An 18,389-nucleotide genomic window follows, 5' to 3' on the forward strand; every position below is an offset into this window, starting at 1 on the left:
AGATAACACCATGAAAATGAACCCCATCCTGGCTATCGACGGTTACAAAGTGTCCCACCGTGCGCAGTACCCGCAAGGGACTACGCAGGTGTACTCCAACTTTACGCCGCGCAGCGATCGCTTTTTCTCCTCTCCCGTGGCGGACGGCAAGCTGGTGTTTTTTGGGCTGCAGGGCTTTTTACGGTGGTTTATGGTCGATTTGTTCAATGAGGCCTTTTTTGCCCGCCCACAAGAAGATGTGGTCAATGAATACAAAGCGGTAATGGACAGCTACCTCGGCAAAGACGCCGTGCCGGTGGACCACATTCGCGCGCTGCACAATTTGGGCTATCTGCCTCTGCACATTAAATCTCTTGATGAAGGCTGCACAGTACCCATGAAAGTGCCGGTACTGACCATCACGAATACCCGTGACGAGTTCTTCTGGCTGGTTAACTACCTTGAGACTGTGCTTTCCGCTGAATTGTGGAAAGCCTCCACCAACGCCACGATTGCGCACCATTACCGTAAAGTCTGCGAACAGTGGGCGGTAAAAACCTGCAGTGATATGTCGCATCTTGATTTCCAGTGCCACGACTTTTCCTTCCGCGGCATGGCGGGCCTCCAGGATACGATGCAGGCCGGCGCCGGGCATCTGTTGAGTTTTAAAGGTACCGACAGCATTCCTTCGTTGCTCTACGCCCGTGACCACTACACCGCCGGTGAAGACTATTTTATCGGCGCGAGCATTCCGGCCACCGAGCACAGCGTGATGTGTATGGGCGAGAAGGAGCAAGAAATTGAAACTTTCCGCCGCTTGATAGTCGATCTCTATCCGCAGGGCTTTGTCTCAATTGTCTCGGATACCTGGGATTACTGGCGGGTGATGACGGAATACACCCGTGAACTGAAACAGATAATCCTCGCTCGTGAAGGGCGCGTGGTGTTCCGCCCGGATAGCGGGGACCCGGTTGAGATCCTGTGTGGCACCGGGGCGGATGATGATACGCGTGGCGATCGCAGCCCGGAAGAGAAGGGCTCCGTTGAAGTGCTGTGGGAGATTTTTGGTGGCACGGTGAATGAAAAGGGCTACAAAGTGCTCGATCCGCACGTTGGCCTGATTTACGGCGATTCCATTACCCTTGCGCGTGCCGACGAGATCCTGCGCCGCCTGGAAGCCAAAGGTTTTGCCAGCTCAAACGTGGTCTTCGGGGTGGGTTCCTTTACCTATCAGTACAACACGCGCGACACATTCGGGTTTGCCATGAAAGCGACCTGGGGCGCGGTCAACGGTAAAGGGCGGATGATCTTCAAAGAGCCGAAGACTGACAGCGGCCTGAAACGTTCGGCGCGCGGGCTGTTACGGGTAGAAAGGGATGCGCAGGGTGAACTGCAACTGCATGATGAACAAACCTGGGAGCAGGAAAAAACCGGGGAACTGAAAACGCGTTTCCTCGACGGCAAATTGTATAACGTTGACCATTTTGAGCAGATTCGCCAGCGCCTGGCTGCGCAGCGCTGAACATAAGGTGAACGGAATGACCACCAGAGCCGCATTTTCCCCCTCACCCTGACCCTCTCCCTCAGGGAGAGGGGACCGAACGTGCGCGCATTTTTATGGCGATCCCTCAGCCCTTCCGGGGGAGCATTGTGCCCCCTGTGTACTACAGATTTCCTCCCTTAAAATGATCCTCGTCACAAATCATCACTTTGATTATTACCCTCAGGCTAACAATCGTCTTTGATCCTTAATTGATGCCTTTCTCACCAGCGCGCACACTTTATTCAGTGTTAAGCAAATCAAAATGATTCGCTGAATCAGGAGGTTAATAATGTTATCTGGACAAACACCAGAACGGGTCTGGAACACGCGGCGCACGGAAAAACAGCGCCGCCTGGCCTCCGTACCCGTACAGGGTAAGGTGCTGCCGACCGACGATCTGGTCGCCATGCTGGAAAAACTGCTCGCCCCGGGCGACAAAGTGGTACTGGAAGGGAATAACCAAAAACAGGCTGATTTTCTTTCCCGCGCGCTGGCGTCGGTCAACCCGCAAAAAGTCCACGACCTGCATATGATCATGCCAAGCGTCGGGCGCAGCGAGCATTTGGATATCTTCGAAAAAGGTATTGCCCGCAAGCTGGACTTCTCCTTCTCCGGCACACAAAGCCTGCGTATCTCGCAACTGCTGGAAGACGGCCTGCTGGAAATTGGTGCTATTCATACCTACATCGAGCTTTACTCCCGTCTGTATGTGGATCTGTCGCCCAATGTGGCGCTGATTGCCAGTTACAAAGCGGACCGTAAAGGCAACCTCTACACCGGCCCGAGTACCGAAGATACCCCGGCACTGGTGGAAGCCGCTGCCTTCCGCGACGGGATTGTTATCGCTCAGGTCAATGAACTGGTGGATGACGAATGCGATTTACCGCGCGTGGACATCCCGGGTTCATGGATTGACTACGTGGTCGTGGCTGACAAACCGTTTTTTATCGAGCCACTTTTCACCCGCGACCCGCGTCTCATCAAACAGGAACATATCCTGATGGCGATGATGGCCATCAAAGGCATCTACGCTGAGCATCAGGTGCAGTCGTTAAACCACGGCATCGGCTTCAATACCGCAGCGATTGAACTGCTGCTGCCAACCTACGGCGAACAGCTCGGCCTGAAAGGCAAAATCTGTAAACACTGGACGCTGAACCCGCATCCGACGCTGATCCCGGCGATTGAAAGCGGTTGGGTGGAGAGTGTGCACTGCTTCGGCGGCGAACTGGGGATGGAAGAGTACATCCGTGCCCGTCCGGACGTGTTCTTTACCGGCTCTGACGGCTCGATGCGTTCCAACCGTGCTTTCTGCCAGCTGGCTGGTCAGTACGCGGTAGATATGTTCATCGGTTCGACCCTGCAAATTGATGGCCTGGCGAACTCCTCAACGGTAACCCGTGGGCGTCTGGCGGGTTTCGGCGGTGCGCCAAATATGGGCCATGACCCGCACGGTCGTCGTCATGCGACCCCGGCGTGGCTGAATATGATCACCGAACCCGACCCGATGCAGCGCGGTAAAAAACTCGTCGTGCAGATGGTCGAAACCTTCCAGGCGGGCGCAAAACCGACCTTTGTGGAAACGCTTGATGCGGTTGACGTGGCCAAAACGTCGGGTATGCCTTTGGCGCCGGTCATGATTTATGGCGATGACGTCACCCATGTCCTGACCGAAGAAGGCATCGCCTATCTCTATCGTGCTGAAAGCCTTGAAGAGCGCCGTGCGATGGTCGCTGCCGTGGCAGGTATCACCGATATTGGCCTGGGTGTGGACGCCAAACGCGTTGCCGACCTGCGCCGTAGCGGCAAAGTGGTTTACCCGGAAGATATGGGTATTCGCCGCACCGAGGCAACCCGTTCGTTACTGGCGGCAAGCAGCGTGGCAGACCTGGTGGAATGGTCTGGTGGTCTTTACAACCCGCCTGCGAAATTCCGGAGCTGGTAATGAAACTTCTGCCACAGATTCAGGTTGAAGGCGGTGCCGAATGGCTGGCGCGAACCGCCACGCAGTGTCTGATTGACGAAGCACGATTAAGCCCGAAACCCGGTCTGGTGGACAGTCGGGGGAACGGCGCGCACCACGATTTAACGCTCGCGTTAATGGAGCGGTCTGCCCATAGCCTGACCCCGACATTTCAGGCGCTGGCGTTACAAAGCTGGCTGCGTCCGGCAGATATTGCGCTGCGGCAAACTGTCGGGCGACTCGGACGTGTTGGCGAACAGGCCATGATGGCGGCAACAGGTGGCGTGAACACCCATCGCGGGGCTATCTGGGCATTGGGGTTACTGGTGAGTGCGGTAGCGATGCTCGGCGGTGAGGCGAACGCGCCTGTTATTGCAGCGACCGCCGCCACACTGGCGAAACTGCCGGATGACGCCGCGCCCAAAGTCTTCAGTAAAGGGCTTCGCGCTACGCACCGTTATCGCGTACCTGGTGCCCGAGAAGAGGCCCAGCAGGGCTTCCCGCATATTTTGCAGCATGCGTTGCCGCAGTTGCGTTTGAGCCGGAGAAACGGTGGCAGTGAATCTCACGCCCGGATTGATGCCCTGATGGCCATCATGACGTCGCTTACCGATACCTGCGTGCTCTCCCGCGCCGGGATGGAAGGGCTTGAGACCATGCAGCGCGGCGCGCGCGCCGTCTTAAGCGCAGGGGGCAGTGCGACCCTGGAGGGACAGTTGGCACTCGGCATCCTGGATCGCCAGATGCTGACGCTGAACGCCTCGCCAGGCGGCGCCGCAGACTTACTGGCTGCCACCCTGTTTCTTGACCGTATCGGGACGCCCTATTTCAAGCATTAAGAGGATGTTATGGAAAAAATCACATTAACCGTGCCCGCCAGCCGTACCTTAAACGGCAAAGCGCTGGCAGGGGTTGTTGGTTCAGGAGATATGGAGGTGTTGTTCACCGCCGACCAGAGCCAGACGCTCACTATTGATATCACGACTTCCGTCGACAACAGCCGTGGACGCTGGGAAGCCTTATTCAACCGTCTGCAGACCGTCAGCAGTCTGCCTGCGGGCAAACTGACCATCCACGATTTCGGTGCCACGCCCGGTGTTGCGCGCATTCGTATCGAGCAGGTCTTTGAAGAGGTGAGCTATGCGTAATGACCGCAGTTTTATCGAATTAAAAGCACGCCAGCGGGCGCATGCGCTGCTGGACGAAGGCAGCTACCGTGAACTGCTCGACCCGTTTGAAGGGATTGTTTCCCCGTGGCTGGGCGCGCAGGGCATTGTTCCACAGGCTGATGACGGCATGGTGGTCGCGAAAGGCACCATCAACGGCCAACCGGCGGTGGTGATTGCCATTGAAGGCGCCTTCCAGGGCGGCAGTATGGGCGAAGTCTCAGGCGCCAAAATGGCGGCGGCGCTGGAGCTGGCGGCGGAAGATAACCGTAACGGTATCCCGACTCAGGCCGTTCTGTGCCTCGAAACCGGCGGCGTGCGTCTGCAGGAAGCGAACCTCGGTCTGGCGGCAATTGCTGATATTCATGCGGCGATTGTTGACCTGCGTCGCTATACCCCGGTCGTCGGCATTGTGGCCGGGACCGTGGGCTGCTTCGGCGGGATGTCCATTGCCGCGGCGCTGTGTAGCTATCTGATTGTCACCCGCGAAGCGCGTCTGGGGCTGAACGGCCCGCAGGTTATCGAACAGGAAGCCGGGATTGAAGAGTACGACTACCGCGACCGTCCGTTTATCTGGAGCATGACCGGCGGTGAAGTGCGCTATCAAAGCGGACTGGTGGATGCGCTGGTGGGTGATGGCGTGAATGCGGTGAAAGCGGCTATGAGCGACGCGCTGGCAAAAGGTGTTCCCGCAAAACACCGTACCGATAATTACGACTGGTATCTTGACCGACTGTCGAATTTCGACACCCGCAAACAGGCCGATTCAGAACAGATTCACGCGCTCTTCGCCCGGGAGGTGAAATGATGAGTAACTCAATAAGCCGTGGCGAATTATGGCTGGAAACCCTCGCCCCAAACGCCCAGCGCCTGGCAGGCTTATGCCCGTCCGTACAGGTAGCTGATGGTGAACTGAATGGTGAAACGGTGCGCTTTATCGCCGTTGTGCCGGATGCGAATAACCATTTCCCGCGCGCCGCCAAAGGCGAAGTGGGTCTGCTGGAAGGCTGGACACTGGCAAAAGTGGTCAGCGAAACCGTGGCTGAGGATGCGAATAAGTCCGTGAAACGCCCGATTGTGGCGGTGATCGATGTCCCAAGCCAGGCCTACGGTCGCCGCGAAGAGGGGTTTGGCATTCACCAGGCGCTGGCCGGAGCAGCAGCAGCCTATGCCAATGCGCGTCTGGCGGGGCATCCGGTGATTGGTCTTATCGTCGGTAAAGCGATGTCCGGTGCGTTTCTGGCGCACGGTTATCAGGCTAATCGACTGATTGCCTTCAACGACAAAGGCGTACTGATCCACGCGATGGGCAAAGAGTCTGCCGCGCGTATCACCCTGCGTACCGTGGAGGCGCTGGAAAAACTGGCGGCCACTATTCCGCCGATGGCATACGACATCAGTAACTACGCCACCCTGGGGCTGCTGGAGAACCTGCTGGATATCAGCAATCCGGATGCCCCGTCGTCGACCGATCTGGCGCGGGTGAAAACCACGCTGCAAGAGGCTATCAACGCCGCTCGTCAGGATGCCACCCTGAAAAACCGTCTGGGCGCTGACAATCGCCGCAGCTCTGCGCTTGTGCGTGAACGCATGAAAGCGAGCTGGTAAGCAAAAAGAGACCTGCCAGATGCATTAACGCCGTGGGCACAATCATTGTGCCCACGCGGGAACGTGCATCCTGAAAATAATAATCATCGCACCAGTGCTAAACGTTTCTTTATTTATTACAGGTGATTTATGACTTATGTGATTGTTCATGCCCTCGCACCGATTTTCATCATCATGTTGCTGGGTTTCTGGGCGGGCAAGGCCAAAATGGTGGATAACAAGAATGTTTCCCTGCTCAATATTTTCGTTATGGATTTCGCACTCCCCGCTGCGTTGTTCAGCGCCACCGTGCAAACACCGTGGACCGGTATCGTTGCCCAGTCTCCGCTGATCCTGGTCCTGACGCTGGCGATGTGGGTGACTTACGCGGTTATCTACTTCCTGGCGACCCGCGTCTTTAAAAAATCGCCGCAGGATGCCGCCGTGCTGACCCTGACCGTGGCGCTGCCAAACTATGCGGCGCTGGGGCTGCCTATTCTGGGCAGCGTGCTGGGTGAAGGGTCTTCTACGTCGCTTTCTGTCGCGGTGTCGATTGCCTGTGGCTCAGTATTGATGACCCCGTTCTGCCTGCTGATTCTGGAACGTGAAAAAGCCCGTGCGCAAGGTGGTTACTCCGGCTCCACGCTGGCTATGTTGCCAGTATTGATGTGGCGCTCGCTGAAAAAACCGATTGTGATGGGGCCGCTGTTAGGCGTGATCCTTTCGGCGATTGGCATCAAAATGCCGGAACTGCTGTTGGCGGCGATAAAACCGCTGGGCCTGTCCGCAACCGCAGCGGCGCTATTCCTGACCGGGGTGATCCTCTCTGCCCGTAAACTGCAAATCAACACCATGGTCATCACCTCAACCATCGCCAAACTGCTGATTCAGCCCTTTATCGCCTGGGGCATCGTGCTGATTTTTGGTCTGCACGGTTCGGTGGCGATCACCGCGATTCTGATGATTGCACTGTCTGCCGGTTTCTTCGGCGTGGTATTCGGCAACCGCTTTGGCGTGCAATCGCCGGATGCAGAAGCCGTGCTGCTGTTAAGCTCTGTACTGTGTATTCTGTCGTTGCCGTTGTTTATCTCGCTGACCTCAGGAATCTAAACCATGAAAACATTACGACCGCACGACCTTGTCTGGCTGGCTGACCGTCGCGCCCTGGAAGGCGTGACCGAAGCCTGGGTTGAAGAGATATGGCACCCCGGTTTACCGGTGGTGGTGCGGCGTGATGTGAATCCTAATGGCCGCGTACCCGTCGGGATACGCGGCCTCAAACGTGAACAGCGCGCGGCGGCCTGGGTTGCTCCTGAGCACGTTATCCGCGTCGTCTCTCCGGAAGAGCTCGTTGATACGCAGACACTGGTCCGTTCGCCGTTTATCACTCAGCCGCCCGTGCAGGTCGCGTTTCAGTTGGCGCAGCAGCGTTGGCCGTGGGTCTGGGGAATTACGGGCAGTAGCGGTTATAGCCTGGCAACCGGGATTCCGGTGTTGCATGCGACCAGCGATCTTGACCTGCTGATCCGCGCGCCGCAGCCGCTGGCGCGCGAGGTATTACTTCGCTGGCAGCAGCAGATTTCAGGCGCCTTATGCCGGGTTGATACGCAGGTCAATGTTCCGCAGGGCGGCTTTGCGCTCTCGGAGTGGCTGCGTGACGGCAGGGTGCTCCTGAAAACGAATCGCGGGCCGCAGTTGGTCAGCGATCCCTGGTTTGAGGGGAATTAAATGAAAATTCTGTTTACCTTTCCGGGTCAGGGAACGCAGCATCCGGGGATGCTGCGCGCGCTTCCGGGAACGGAACTGGCGCAGGCGCGTGAGGTGCTCGGCGCAGAGATCGATACGCTGGATACTGCCAATGCCTTGCAGCATACGCGCGCCGTTCAGCTTTGTTTGTTGATAGCCGGAGTGGCCTGGGCGCATGAACTCATGCGTCGGCACGTTTCGCCCGATATCGTCAGCGGGCTGTCGATTGGCGCGTATCCGGCCGCGGTCATCGCCGGGTCGCTGGATTATGCCGATGCCCTGCGGCTTGTGGCTTTGCGCGGGGATTTGATGGAACAGGCCTGGCCTCACGGTTATGGTCTGACGGCGATCATGGGCCTGACGCTGCCGCAGGTGGAAACACTGGTGGAAGGGAGCGGGGCGTATATTGCCAATCTGAATGCCGAGACCCAGATTGTGATTGCCGGTAGTGATGCGGCGATGGCGGATGTGGGGCAGAAAGCGCTCGCCAAAGGCGCGAATAAAGTTCGTCGTCTTGATGTCAGCGTACCGTCGCACTGTGCGCTACTGGCTGAGCCCGCGCAAAAACTGGCCGAGGCATTTCGCAAGGTGACACTTTCTCGCCCGAACTGTGCTTACCTCAGTGGTAGCACCGGACGTGTACTGTGGCAGGCCGATAAGATTGCCGACGATCTGGCGATGAACATGGCGCGAACCGTACGCTGGCAGGAGGCGATGATTGCGGCAAATGAACGCGAAGCACGGCTGGCGATTGAGATGCCGCCTGGCGGCATACTGACCTGTTTAACCCGTCAGGCCGCCTGGGAAGGTGAGTCAGTCTCGCTGGAACGTAGCGGAATGGATGTGGCAGTACATCTGGCGAAACGGCTCAGAGCGCAGGCCGGGTGACAATACGTAGTCGACTCTGCGACTGTAGCCCGGCTAAGCCGCGCGCCAGCCGGGTATAGGCCGCGTTGGTGCTTTCCCGGGGGGCGGCGTAAACGCCTGACCCGGGCTACGTCCGTTGGTGCTTCGCTTATCGGGCCGACAATCAGGCGTTTTCCTGTCGGTTTCTGGCGTACATACGACCTTCCGCCGCCAGCGCCAGCAGGTTCGGGTCATGCTCGCGATTGCGGGCAAAGACGATGGCGATCTGCTGCTGCATCTGGTAGGGCTGTGCGAGTTTAAGTAACTGCACCGAGTTCTCATACACCTTCTTCATCCGCCCCGGCATCAACGTGAAGCCAACGCCCGCCTGCACCAGGCTCAGCATAGAAAAGATGTCGTTCACCCGGGTGACAATCTCAGGCTCAAATCCGGCGATATGGAAGGCTTCCTGGAACCCGGCGTACGTGGCAAATCCTTCGGCGAGAGAGACGAATTTTTGCTGGCGATAGTCGCGTAAATCAGCGGGGGCGGAGGTATGCAGTTTCGCTGCTGCTGGTGCGGCCAGAAAGATTTCATCGTGGAAGAGCGGCAGCATTTCGAGGTTGGCAGAATCAAGTTCCGACTCAGAAATGGAGATCAATATTGCATCCAGCGACCCTTCCTCAAGTTTCTGCAACAGGGTCTCGTTTGACCCCATCGTCAAATCCATCTCCAGCTGAGGGCGGCGCAGTTTCATCCCCATAATCAACTGGGGGACGGTTTCAAGGGTGAGGGAATAGAGCGTGCCAACACGCAAACGATTCTGGCCGATACCCGCCATCTTACGGGCTTCTGCCAGGCCTCGTTCCATGATTTGCGTGGCCTCCTGGCAGTACTCCAGCAATGTCCAGGCTGCAGGAAGGGGCAGTAAGTTACGCCCCTTATGAACAAACAGCGGGCAGCGTACGTTCTCCTCCAGCGTATGCAACGCACGATGCACACTCACGCCGCTGAGGTTCAGCGCCTCGGCGGTTCGGGCGATATTGCCTTTCTCCATGAAGGCCATAAAAATGGCCAGCTTGCGAAAGGTGAGGTCACTGGTGATGTCGGGGGTCATCTCCGCCTGCCTGTGTGATTAATCGGTTTGCAGCATTGCCTCAAGCTGCTCGTGCGCCTCCAGCCATGCCATTTCGCACTCTTCAAGACCAGCTTTTGCCTTTGCCTGTTGTTGCAGACACTCGGTAAGCTCTGCTTTACGGCTTTGGTCATACAGGCCGCTGTCTCCGAGCTTCTCTTCCGCCTGGGCTAACTGGGCATTGAGCTTTTCCATCTCTTTTTCGAGGCGGGTGATCTCTTTGCGCAGCGGTTGCGTTTGGGTTCGCAGTTCGGCTTCACGGCGTTTCTGGTCTTTTCGCGCCTGTGCACTGTTGGCGTTGTCTTTCGGTGCATCGGTCGGCTGGCTTTCCTGTTTCTGGATGTCGCTCAGCCACTGCTGATAATCTTCCAGATCGCCATCGAACGGTTCGACTTTACCGTCGTGTACCAGGTATAAATCGTCCGTGGTGGAGCGTAGCAGGTGACGGTCGTGCGACACCACCACCAGCGCGCCTTCAAATTCGATTAACGCTTCGGTCAACGCCTGACGCATGTCGAGATCGAGGTGGTTGGTGGGTTCATCGAGTAGCAGCAGGTTCGGACGCTGCCAGACGATCAGCGCCAGCACCAGGCGTGCTTTTTCACCCCCGGAGAAGCGGCGGGTCTCTTCGCTGACTTTGTCGCCCTGAAAACCAAAACCGCCGAGATAATCACGAAGCTTTTGCTCCAGCTCCTGCGGGGCCATGCGCGCCAGATGCTGTAACGGCGACTCGTCGGCACGTAAGAACTCCAGTTGATGCTGGGCGAAATAGCCAAGCTTGATGCCTTTCGCCAGACCGATATCGCCGCTAAAGGGCGTCAGTTCACCGGCCAGCAGTTTAATAAGCGTTGATTTCCCGGCGCCGTTGCGGCCCAGTAACCCGATTCGCGATCCCGGCACCAGATTGAGCTTAATAGAGTCGAGAATGACGCGATCGCCATAACCGGCGCTGATTTTTTCCATTTTCAGCAGCGGGTTGGGCAGGCTTTCTGGCGCACGGAAACTAAAGTGGAATGGGTTATCCACATGGGCCGGGGCGATAAGCTCCATACGCTCCAGCATTTTGATGCGGCTTTGCGCCTGCTTCGCTTTACTGGCTTTGGCCTTGAAGCGATCAATAAAACTTTGCAGATGCGCCACGCGCTCCTGCTGGCTTTCGTACATTGCCTGTTGCTGTGCCAGCCGGGTTGCGCGCTGACGTTCAAAGGAGCTGTAGTTGCCAGTGTATTCGAACATGGTTTGCTGTTCGATATGAATAATTTTATCCACCACCGGATCGAGGAAGTCACGATCGTGGGAGATCAGAATCAGAGTGCCCTGATAGCTTTTCAACCACTTTTCCAGCCAGATCACTGCGTCGAGATCGAGGTGGTTGGTCGGTTCATCGAGCAGCAGCAGGTCGGAGCGGCAGATCAGCGCCTGGGCGAGGTTAAGGCGCATACGCCAGCCGCCGGAGAAATCGCTGACCGGACGTTCGAGCTGTTCGTTAGAAAAACCCAGACCGTGTAACAAACTTGAGGCCCGCGAACGGATGGTCCAGGCGTCGATAGCATCGAGCTTGCCGTGGACGGTCGCGATGGCATGACCGTCATTGCGTTCGTTGGCCGCATTCAGTTCTGCTTCGAGCCGACGGTATTCGCGATCGCCATCAATCACATAATCGAGTGCGGGCATTGGCAGGGCAGGGGTTTCCTGATTCACCCACGCCAGTTGCCAGTTATTGGGAAAGGTAAAACTACCGCCATCAGCGCTGAGCTCGTTTTTCAAAAGCGCCAGCAACGTAGATTTGCCGCAGCCGTTTTTGCCCACCAGGCCGACTTTCTGACCCGGGTTGATGGTAGCTGTGGCGTTATCCAGCAGGACACGCACGCCGCGACGAATTTGTAACGAGGAGAAAACAATCATAAGGCGCCGTATGTTCAGACTATGTTAATTTGTCATTATGATAATGTAAGTAGTGAGCGGTTTCGCCTCACCAGGCCCGCAATGGTAGCCCAAAACAAAGAATTTAGACAAAATCATTCTGGCCGCTGAATGCGGTAATAAAAATGACAGGTTTTACGCCCGGGAGGGGGATGATGTCCCAGACAGCAAAAGTACTGCTGCTGTATGCCCATCCGGAATCACAGGACTCGGTGGCAAATCGAGTTTTGCTCAAGCCGGCAAAGCAACTGCACAATGTCACCGTGCATGACCTCTATGCACACTATCCAGATTTTTTTATTGATATTCCCCGGGAACAGGCATTGCTGCGCGAGCATGATGTCATCGTTTTCCAACATCCTCTTTATACCTACAGCTGCCCGGCGCTGCTAAAGGAGTGGTTTGACCGCGTGCTTACGCGTGAATTCGCCAGCGGCCCGGCGGGGAGTCAGCTCGCGGGAAAGTACTGGCGTAGTGTTATCACCACCGGCGAGCCGGAGGCAGCCTATCGCCATGACGGACTCAACCGTTATCCCATTAGCGATATTTTGCGCCCTTTTGAGTTAACGGCGGCAATGTGCCGCATGCACTGGATGAATCCTATAATTATTTACTGGGCGCGTAGACAGTCGCCTGAAGCGCTGGCAAATCATGCGAAAGCCTACGGTGACTGGCTGGCCTCGCCGATCATGACGGGAGGTCTGTAATGGAAGGTTCGGATTTGTTACTGGCAGGCGTCCTGTTTCTCTTCGCTGCGGTGGTGGCGGTTCCGCTCGCTGCCAGGCTAGGGATTGGCGCGGTACTCGGTTACTTGCTGGCGGGGATTGCCATCGGCCCCTGGGGGCTGGGTTTTATCAGCGATGTTGATGAGATCCTCCATTTTTCGGAGCTCGGGGTCGTCTTCCTGATGTTCATTATTGGTCTGGAGCTGAATCCGTCAAAACTCTGGGCGCTGCGTCGTTCCATTTTTGGCGTAGGCGCCGCGCAGGTGCTGATTAGCGCGGCTATCCTGGCCGGATTACTGATGCTGACGCAATTCTCCTGGCAAGCGGCGGTGATTGGCGGGATTGGTCTGGCGATGTCATCCACCGCGATGGCGCTGCAGCTAATGCGTGAAAAAGGGATGAATCGCAGCGAGTCGGGGCAACTGGGCTTCTCGGTCCTGTTGTTTCAGGACCTGGCGGTGATCCCGGCGCTGGCGCTGGTACCGCTCCTGGCGGGCAATGGCGACGACCATCCGGACTGGGTAAAGATAGGCATTAAGGTGCTGGTATTTGCGGGTGTGTTGGTTGGCGGACGCTACCTGTTGCGCCCGGTGTTTCGCTTTATTGCCGCATCCGGCGTGCGCGAAGTCTTTACCGCTGCAACATTGTTACTGGTCCTCGGATCGGCGCTGTTTATGGATGCGCTGGGGCTCTCGATGGCGCTGGGCACCTTTATTGCGGGCGTGCTGCTGGCGGAAAGTGAATACCGTCATGAGCTGGAAATTGCCATCGATCCGTTTAAAGGGCTGCTGTTAGGGTTGTTCTTTATTTCCGTCGGCATGGCGCTCAATCTGGGCGTGCTCTATACCCATCTGTTATGGGTGCTGGCAAGCGTTGCTGTGCTGGTAGCTGTTAAAACGGCGGTACTTTATTTGCTGGCGCGGATCAATGGCATGCGCAGTTCCGAACGCATGCAATTTGCCGGGGTATTAAGCCAGGGGGGAGAATTCGCTTTTGTGCTTTTTTCATCGGCCTCCTCACAACGCCTGTTTCACAATGATCAAATGGCGCTGCTGCTGGTGACGGTCACCTTATCCATGATGACTACGCCAGCGCTGATGAAGCTCATCGATAAGCTGTTGTCGCGGCGTTTTAACCAGCCAGAAGATGAAGACGAAATGCCGTGGGTTGACGATGACAAACCGCAGGTGATTGTGGTGGGATTCGGGCGTTTCGGTCAGGTGATTGGTCGCCTGCTGATGGCCAATAAAATGCGTATAACGGTACTTGAACGTGATATCAGCGCCGTTAATCTGATGCGTAAATATGGCTATAAAGTCTATTACGGCGATGCCACGCAGCTTGAATTATTGCGTTCTGCAGGGGCGGAAGAGGCCCAGTCCATCGTCATTACCTGTAACGATCCGGAAGATACGATGAAGCTGGTGGAGTTGTGTCAGCAACATTTCCCGCAGCTCAAGATCATGGCGCGTGCGCGGGGCCGTGTGGAAGCCCATGAGCTCTTGCAGGTGGGTGTAACACAATTTTCCCGTGAGACGTTTTCCAGTGCGCTGGAATTAGGCCGTAAAACACTTATCTCGGTGGGGATGCACCCGCATCAGGCCCACCGCGCGCAGTTGCACTTTAAGCGTCTCGATATGCGTATGCTGCGTGAGCTGATGCCAGTGCATACCGATACGATGCAAATTTCCCGTGTGCGGGAAGCGAGACGAGAGCTGGAAGAGATTTTTCAGCGTGAAATGCAACAAGAACGTCGCCAACTGGATGGCTGGGACGAGTTTGAATAAGGGGGAACCCATGGCAGTACGTAAACGTTTTATTGCCGGGGCCGTATGCCCTTCCTGCCAGGCGCAGGATTCGATGGCAATGTGGCGCGAGAATAATGTCGATATTGTTGAATGTGTTAAGTGCGGTCATCAGATGCGTGAGGCGGATAAAGAGGCCCGCGAGCATGTCCGTAAAGATGAGCAAGTTATCGGGATCTTTCATCCGGACTAGCGATATACCCAGAGTTTTTTTAAGCTAAAGGGTACACAGGGGCGGATTTCCGTTACAATCTGCGCCAGCAATTTTCCCACGCTCAGGAGATATCATGAAAGTAGCAAAAGACCTGGTGGTCAGCCTGGCCTATCAGGTACGTACAGAAGACGGTGTATTGGTTGATGAGTCTCCGGTGAGTGCGCCGCTGGACTACCTGCATGGTCATGGTTCCCTGATCTCTGGCCTGGAAACAGCGCTGGAAGGTCACGATGTCGGCGACAAATTTGATGTTGCTGTAGGCGCGAACGACGCTTACGGTCAGTACGACGAAAACCTGGTACAGCGCGTTCCTAAAGACGTCTTCATGGGCGTTGACGAGCTGCAGGTTGGCATGCGTTTCCTGGCTGAAACAGACCAGGGTCCGGTACCGGTAGAAATTACCGAAGTTGAAGACGACCACGTCGTCGTTGACGGTAACCACATGCTGGCTGGTCAGAATCTGAAATTCAACGTTGAAGTTGTTGCTATTCGCGAAGCAACCGAAGAAGAACTGGCTCACGGCCACGTTCACGGCGCGCATGGTCATGACCACGATCACGACCATGGTCACGACGGTTGCTGCGGCGGCCACGGCCACGATCATGACCACGGTCATGAGCACGGCAAAGGTGGTTGTGGCGGTAACGGCGGCTGCGGTTGCCACTAATAACTGTCGTCACGGCACAAAAAAGCGGGCATTGCCCGCTTTTTTTACATCTCAATAATGGGGCGGCGGCGTCTCTTCGGACTGTGAAGCGATGTGTGAGGGCTGGCTTGCTTTGAGTTTCTCTGCCATTAAGCGCATATGTTCGCGCAGCTTCGTCATTTCCAGTTCATGGGAAATGACCGTCTGGTTGAGTTCTTCAATGGTCATTTCCTGGAAGGCCAGTTTGCTTTCCAGTTCTGCCAGCCGCGCTTCCATTGTTAAATCGTTCATTGTGTACCTCATTCAACGTTATGCACGGTTATCACCAGGATGACGGATTTTACTGAACTTTCACCCCGTCTGCAGCATCCACCTGGCGACGCGAAACTAATTTAAACAAAAATAGTCTGAAAACAGGCGATTTCAGGGGGAGACCTTATGTTGATTTCGCCCACAACGTTTTATAGTACGTTTCTCATTTACGTTTAACCCTGGGGTGAGATGCCCCGGCCCTGGAGATATGGATGAAATCACTGTTTAAAGTCACGCTGCTGGCGACCACGATGGCCGTTGCACTGAATGCGCCGCTCACCTTCGCTGCTGAAACCGCAACGAAAGATGCAGCTGCTGCAGCTGACAGCAAAGCGGCATTTAAAAATGACGACCAGAAATCCGCCTATGCGCTGGGTGCGTCACTGGGCCGCTACATGGAAAACTCCCTGAAAGAGCAAGAGAAACTGGGTATCAAACTGGACAAAGATCAACTGATCGCAGGTGTTCAGGATGCGTTTGCTGATAAGAGCAAACTGACCGACCAGGAGATTGAACAGACTCTGCAGGCGTTTGAAACCCGCGTGAAGACCGCCGCGCAGGAAAAAATGGAAAAAGACGCTCAGGAAAACGAAACCAAGGGCAAAGCTTTCCGTGACGCGTTCGCTAAAGAAAAAGGCGTGAAAACCTCTTCTACTGGCCTGCTCTATCAGGTAGAGAAAGAAGGTACGGGTGATGCGCCGAAAGACAGCGACACCGTGGTGGTTAACTACAAAGGTACGCTTATTGACGGTAAAGAATTTGATAACTCTTATACCCGTGGCGAGCCGCTCTCTTTCCGTCTTGATGGCGTTATCCCAGGCTGGACCGAAGGCCTGAAAAACATCAAAAAAGGCGGGAAAATCAAACTCGTGATCCCACCAGAGCTGGCTTACGGTAAAAATGGCGTTCCGGGTATTCCGGCTAACTCGACGCTGGTCTTTAACGTAGAATTGCTGGATATCAAACCAGCACCGAAAGCAGACGCATCTGCTGCGCCTGATGCAGCTCCAGCCGCGGGTGATAAAGCCGCTGACGCAACCAAGAAATAATGATGCAAACGCCGCCTTTGAGCGGCGTTTTTTTTGCAGCACAGAGATTCAAACCATTCATAATGCTTCGGCGCGGAAGAGACCGGCATTTTCCTGGCATACCCAAATCTGTGACCAGACAGCGCTGATGCCGTCAACAAAGAAGCAGTCTGAAGCATAAAGTGTATATAATTCTGGAAAGCGTCACCCACGCTGTATTAATTTAATCCTCTGTGTAAATGTCGAGCCTGCCCTGAAAACATAACGACAGGCTCCTGAAAAGGAGTGCTTTTTTTCATGTCCAGGTCGCTCTTAACCAACGAAACCAGTGAACTCGATTTACTGGATCAACGTCCCTTCGATCAAACTGACTTCGATATTCTTAAGTCATACGAAGCCGTTGTGGACGGGTTAGCGATGCTCATTGGTTCTCACTGCGAAATTGTTTTGCACTCCCTGCAGGATCTGAAATGTTCCGCCATTCGTATCGCTAACGGCGAGCACACCGGGCGTAAAATCGGTTCGCCGATTACTGACCTTGCATTGCGTATGCTGCATGATATGACCGGTGCGGACAGTAGCGTTTCCAAATGCTACTTCACGCGCGCGAAAAGCGGCGTTTTAATGAAATCGGTGACAATTGCTATTCGTAATCGCGACCATCGGGTCATTGGTCTGTTGTGCATCAACATGAACCTTGACGTGCCGTTCTCGCAAATCATGAACACCTTTATCCCACCAGAAACACCGGATGCCGGTTCTTCTGTCAACTTTGCTTCTTCGGTAGAGGACCTGGTGACTCAGACCCTCGAATTTACGATTGAAGAAGTAAATGCCGATCGTAACGTTTCAAATAACGCCAAGAATCGACAAATCGTTCTGAATCTCTATGAAAAAGGTATCTTCGATATTAAAGATGCCATCAACCAGGTGGCGGATCGCTTGAATATCTCCAAGCACACCGTTTATCTGTATATCCGCCAGTTCAAAAGCGGTGACTTCTCCGGGCAGGATCGTTAATGCGTTTTGCCCTGATGGTCACCGGACCGGCTTATGGTTCCCAGCAGGCGAGCAGCGCATATCAGTTCGCCTGCGCGCTGCTGGCCAGTGGGCATGAGTTGGGATGCGTCTTTTTCTACCAGGATGGGGTCAGCAATGCGAATCTGCTGACCTCTCCCGCCTCGGACGAGTTTGATCTTGTTCGCGCGTGGCAACGTCTGCATGAACAGCATCAGTTTGGATTGCATATCTGCGTTGCAGCGGCGCTGCGCCGTGGCGTTGTCGATGAAACAGAGGCCGGTCAACAGGGCTTGCCTTTCGCTAATCTCCAGCCGGGGTTCACTCTCTCGGGACTGGGTACGCTGGCCGAAGCGGCATTAACGTGCGATCGTGTGGTGCAATTTTAATGAAACGTATCGCTTTTATCTTTACCTCTGCGCCACATGGATCGGCTGCCGGGCGTGAAGGCCTTGATGCCTTAATGGCCGCATCCGCTTTTACCGATGATATTGGCGTATTTTTTATTGGTGACGGGGTCTTCCAGTTGCTGGCGAACCAGCAGCCGAAGGCTATCCTGGCGCGTGATTACATCGCGACCTTTAAAGTTCTTCCTCTTTATGACATCGAAACCTGTTGGGTTTGTCAGGCATCACTCCGTGAGCGTGGCCTGAGTGATGCGACGCAATTTGTGTTGCCAGCGCAATTGCTGGCGCCGGATGTGCTGCGTGACCAATTAGATGGATACGATGTTGTCATGACGTTTTGAGGCATT

At 55.4% G+C, this 18,389-nt stretch carries 20 protein-coding genes; 17 read left to right on the plus strand and 3 right to left on the minus strand.

Going from position 1 to position 18,389, the window contains the following annotated elements:
- The first annotated feature begins 10 nt into the window (after nucleotides 1-10).
- The 9 genes from AB182_RS27590 to mdcH all read left to right on the plus strand — a co-directional run bounded on the left by AB182_RS27590 (nucleotide 11) and on the right by mdcH (nucleotide 8,872).
- Nucleotides 11-1,501, plus strand: coding sequence for a nicotinate phosphoribosyltransferase (locus tag AB182_RS27590; RefSeq protein WP_047372859.1), 1,491 nt, complete (start codon nucleotides 11-13; stop codon nucleotides 1,499-1,501).
- Nucleotides 1,502-1,811: 310 nt separating this feature from the next.
- The gene (gene mdcA, locus AB182_RS27595) at nucleotides 1,812-3,467 is read left to right on the plus strand and encodes a malonate decarboxylase subunit alpha (protein ID WP_047372860.1); all 1,656 of its coding nucleotides are present in this window, start codon (nucleotides 1,812-1,814) and stop codon (nucleotides 3,465-3,467) included.
- Complete coding sequence (locus AB182_RS27600) at nucleotides 3,467-4,324, plus strand: triphosphoribosyl-dephospho-CoA synthase (protein ID WP_047372861.1); 858 nt, start codon at nucleotides 3,467-3,469, stop codon at nucleotides 4,322-4,324. The genes mdcA and AB182_RS27600 overlap by 1 nt, the downstream gene beginning before the upstream one ends.
- 9 nt (nucleotides 4,325-4,333) lie before the next feature.
- Nucleotides 4,334-4,633: a malonate decarboxylase acyl carrier protein gene (gene mdcC / locus AB182_RS27605; RefSeq protein WP_047372862.1), complete on the plus strand. Its 300-nt coding sequence runs from the start codon at nucleotides 4,334-4,336 to the stop codon at nucleotides 4,631-4,633.
- Nucleotides 4,626-5,459, plus strand: a complete 834-nt coding sequence (locus AB182_RS27610) for a biotin-independent malonate decarboxylase subunit beta (RefSeq protein WP_047372863.1) — start codon at nucleotides 4,626-4,628, stop codon at nucleotides 5,457-5,459. The genes mdcC and AB182_RS27610 overlap by 8 nt, the downstream gene beginning before the upstream one ends.
- The gene (mdcE, locus tag AB182_RS27615) at nucleotides 5,459-6,259 is read left to right on the plus strand and encodes a biotin-independent malonate decarboxylase subunit gamma (RefSeq protein WP_047373465.1); all 801 of its coding nucleotides are present in this window, start codon (nucleotides 5,459-5,461) and stop codon (nucleotides 6,257-6,259) included. Before AB182_RS27610 ends, mdcE begins: the two co-directional genes overlap by 1 nt.
- Before the next feature lie 129 nt (nucleotides 6,260-6,388).
- Nucleotides 6,389-7,348 carry an AEC family transporter gene (locus AB182_RS27620; protein WP_047372864.1) on the plus strand — a complete coding sequence of 320 codons (960 nt, stop codon included), beginning with the start codon at nucleotides 6,389-6,391 and terminating at the stop codon, nucleotides 7,346-7,348.
- A 3-nt stretch (nucleotides 7,349-7,351) separates the two neighbouring features.
- The gene (locus AB182_RS27625) at nucleotides 7,352-7,966 is read left to right on the plus strand and encodes a malonate decarboxylase holo-ACP synthase (RefSeq protein ID WP_047372865.1); all 615 of its coding nucleotides are present in this window, start codon (nucleotides 7,352-7,354) and stop codon (nucleotides 7,964-7,966) included.
- Nucleotides 7,967-8,872, plus strand: coding sequence for a malonate decarboxylase subunit epsilon (gene mdcH, locus AB182_RS27630; RefSeq protein WP_047372866.1), 906 nt, complete (start codon nucleotides 7,967-7,969; stop codon nucleotides 8,870-8,872).
- 142 nt (nucleotides 8,873-9,014) lie between these two features.
- On the opposite strand, the gene AB182_RS27635 is transcribed toward mdcH, so the two are convergent.
- Nucleotides 9,015-9,947, minus strand: a complete 933-nt coding sequence (locus tag AB182_RS27635) for a LysR family transcriptional regulator (RefSeq protein ID WP_047372867.1) — start codon at nucleotides 9,945-9,947, stop codon at nucleotides 9,015-9,017.
- A gap of 18 nt (nucleotides 9,948-9,965) precedes the next feature.
- Nucleotides 9,966-11,870, minus strand: a complete 1,905-nt coding sequence (locus AB182_RS27640; RefSeq protein WP_041851427.1) for an ABC transporter ATP-binding protein — start codon at nucleotides 11,868-11,870, stop codon at nucleotides 9,966-9,968.
- Between the two features lie 170 nt (nucleotides 11,871-12,040).
- Here AB182_RS27640 and kefG point away from each other — a divergent pair, with 170 nt between their 5' ends.
- From kefG to slyD, 4 genes are all read left to right on the plus strand, one after another.
- Nucleotides 12,041-12,595 (plus strand): glutathione-regulated potassium-efflux system ancillary protein KefG, encoded by a 555-nt coding sequence (gene kefG, locus AB182_RS27645; protein ID WP_071845967.1) that lies wholly within the window; start codon nucleotides 12,041-12,043, stop codon nucleotides 12,593-12,595.
- Nucleotides 12,595-14,400, plus strand: coding sequence for a glutathione-regulated potassium-efflux system protein KefB (gene kefB / locus AB182_RS27650; protein WP_047372869.1), 1,806 nt, complete (start codon nucleotides 12,595-12,597; stop codon nucleotides 14,398-14,400). The genes kefG and kefB overlap by 1 nt, the downstream gene beginning before the upstream one ends.
- Nucleotides 14,401-14,410: 10 nt before the next feature.
- The gene (locus tag AB182_RS27655) at nucleotides 14,411-14,611 is read left to right on the plus strand and encodes a YheV family putative zinc ribbon protein (RefSeq protein WP_041851430.1); all 201 of its coding nucleotides are present in this window, start codon (nucleotides 14,411-14,413) and stop codon (nucleotides 14,609-14,611) included.
- 94 nt (nucleotides 14,612-14,705) lie between these two features.
- A complete protein-coding gene (slyD, locus tag AB182_RS27660) occupies nucleotides 14,706-15,299 on the plus strand; it encodes a peptidylprolyl isomerase (protein ID WP_041851431.1) in 594 nt (197 codons plus the stop codon).
- Nucleotides 15,300-15,350: 51 nt separating this feature from the next.
- On the opposite strand, the gene AB182_RS27665 is transcribed toward slyD, so the two are convergent.
- Nucleotides 15,351-15,569 (minus strand): protein SlyX, encoded by a 219-nt coding sequence (locus AB182_RS27665; protein ID WP_047372870.1) that lies wholly within the window; start codon nucleotides 15,567-15,569, stop codon nucleotides 15,351-15,353.
- A gap of 233 nt (nucleotides 15,570-15,802) precedes the next feature.
- Here AB182_RS27665 and fkpA point away from each other — a divergent pair, with 233 nt between their 5' ends.
- The 4 genes from fkpA (at nucleotide 15,803) to tusC (ending at nucleotide 18,383) form a co-directional block, all read left to right on the plus strand.
- Complete coding sequence (gene fkpA, locus AB182_RS27670; RefSeq protein WP_047372871.1) at nucleotides 15,803-16,639, plus strand: FKBP-type peptidyl-prolyl cis-trans isomerase; 837 nt, start codon at nucleotides 15,803-15,805, stop codon at nucleotides 16,637-16,639.
- A 276-nt stretch (nucleotides 16,640-16,915) separates the two neighbouring features.
- The gene (locus AB182_RS27675) at nucleotides 16,916-17,638 is read left to right on the plus strand and encodes a helix-turn-helix transcriptional regulator (protein WP_041851434.1); all 723 of its coding nucleotides are present in this window, start codon (nucleotides 16,916-16,918) and stop codon (nucleotides 17,636-17,638) included.
- Nucleotides 17,638-18,024 (plus strand): sulfurtransferase complex subunit TusD, encoded by a 387-nt coding sequence (gene tusD / locus AB182_RS27680; RefSeq protein ID WP_047372872.1) that lies wholly within the window; start codon nucleotides 17,638-17,640, stop codon nucleotides 18,022-18,024. Before AB182_RS27675 ends, tusD begins: the two co-directional genes overlap by 1 nt.
- Complete coding sequence (gene tusC / locus AB182_RS27685) at nucleotides 18,024-18,383, plus strand: sulfurtransferase complex subunit TusC (RefSeq protein ID WP_047372873.1); 360 nt, start codon at nucleotides 18,024-18,026, stop codon at nucleotides 18,381-18,383. Before tusD ends, tusC begins: the two co-directional genes overlap by 1 nt.
- Nucleotides 18,384-18,389 lie beyond the last annotated feature (6 nt).

The organism is Phytobacter ursingii, from assembly GCF_001022135.1.
GTDB classification, from domain to species: domain Bacteria; phylum Pseudomonadota; class Gammaproteobacteria; order Enterobacterales; family Enterobacteriaceae; genus Phytobacter; species Phytobacter ursingii.

Bases quoted from the DNA above. Each gene is read 5' to 3' on its own strand.
- AB182_RS27590 (WP_047372859.1), top strand. From the start codon at position 11: ATGAAAATGAACCCCATCCTGGCTATCGACGGTTACAAAGTGTCCCAC.
- mdcA (WP_047372860.1), top strand. From the start codon at position 1,812: ATGTTATCTGGACAAACACCAGAACGGGTCTGGAACACGCGGCGCACG.
- AB182_RS27600 (WP_047372861.1), top strand. From the start codon at position 3,467: ATGAAACTTCTGCCACAGATTCAGGTTGAAGGCGGTGCCGAATGGCTG.
- mdcC (WP_047372862.1), top strand. From the start codon at position 4,334: ATGGAAAAAATCACATTAACCGTGCCCGCCAGCCGTACCTTAAACGGC.
- AB182_RS27610 (WP_047372863.1), top strand. From the start codon at position 4,626: ATGCGTAATGACCGCAGTTTTATCGAATTAAAAGCACGCCAGCGGGCG.
- mdcE (WP_047373465.1), top strand. From the start codon at position 5,459: ATGAGTAACTCAATAAGCCGTGGCGAATTATGGCTGGAAACCCTCGCC.
- AB182_RS27620 (WP_047372864.1), top strand. From the start codon at position 6,389: ATGACTTATGTGATTGTTCATGCCCTCGCACCGATTTTCATCATCATG.
- AB182_RS27625 (WP_047372865.1), top strand. From the start codon at position 7,352: ATGAAAACATTACGACCGCACGACCTTGTCTGGCTGGCTGACCGTCGC.
- mdcH (WP_047372866.1), top strand. From the start codon at position 7,967: ATGAAAATTCTGTTTACCTTTCCGGGTCAGGGAACGCAGCATCCGGGG.
- AB182_RS27635 (WP_047372867.1), bottom strand. From the start codon at position 9,947: ATGACCCCCGACATCACCAGTGACCTCACCTTTCGCAAGCTGGCCATT.
- AB182_RS27640 (WP_041851427.1), bottom strand. From the start codon at position 11,870: ATGATTGTTTTCTCCTCGTTACAAATTCGTCGCGGCGTGCGTGTCCTG.
- kefG (WP_071845967.1), top strand. From the start codon at position 12,041: ATGATGTCCCAGACAGCAAAAGTACTGCTGCTGTATGCCCATCCGGAA.
- kefB (WP_047372869.1), top strand. From the start codon at position 12,595: ATGGAAGGTTCGGATTTGTTACTGGCAGGCGTCCTGTTTCTCTTCGCT.
- AB182_RS27655 (WP_041851430.1), top strand. From the start codon at position 14,411: ATGGCAGTACGTAAACGTTTTATTGCCGGGGCCGTATGCCCTTCCTGC.
- slyD (WP_041851431.1), top strand. From the start codon at position 14,706: ATGAAAGTAGCAAAAGACCTGGTGGTCAGCCTGGCCTATCAGGTACGT.
- AB182_RS27665 (WP_047372870.1), bottom strand. From the start codon at position 15,569: ATGAACGATTTAACAATGGAAGCGCGGCTGGCAGAACTGGAAAGCAAA.
- fkpA (WP_047372871.1), top strand. From the start codon at position 15,803: ATGAAATCACTGTTTAAAGTCACGCTGCTGGCGACCACGATGGCCGTT.
- AB182_RS27675 (WP_041851434.1), top strand. From the start codon at position 16,916: ATGTCCAGGTCGCTCTTAACCAACGAAACCAGTGAACTCGATTTACTG.
- tusD (WP_047372872.1), top strand. From the start codon at position 17,638: ATGCGTTTTGCCCTGATGGTCACCGGACCGGCTTATGGTTCCCAGCAG.
- tusC (WP_047372873.1), top strand. From the start codon at position 18,024: ATGAAACGTATCGCTTTTATCTTTACCTCTGCGCCACATGGATCGGCT.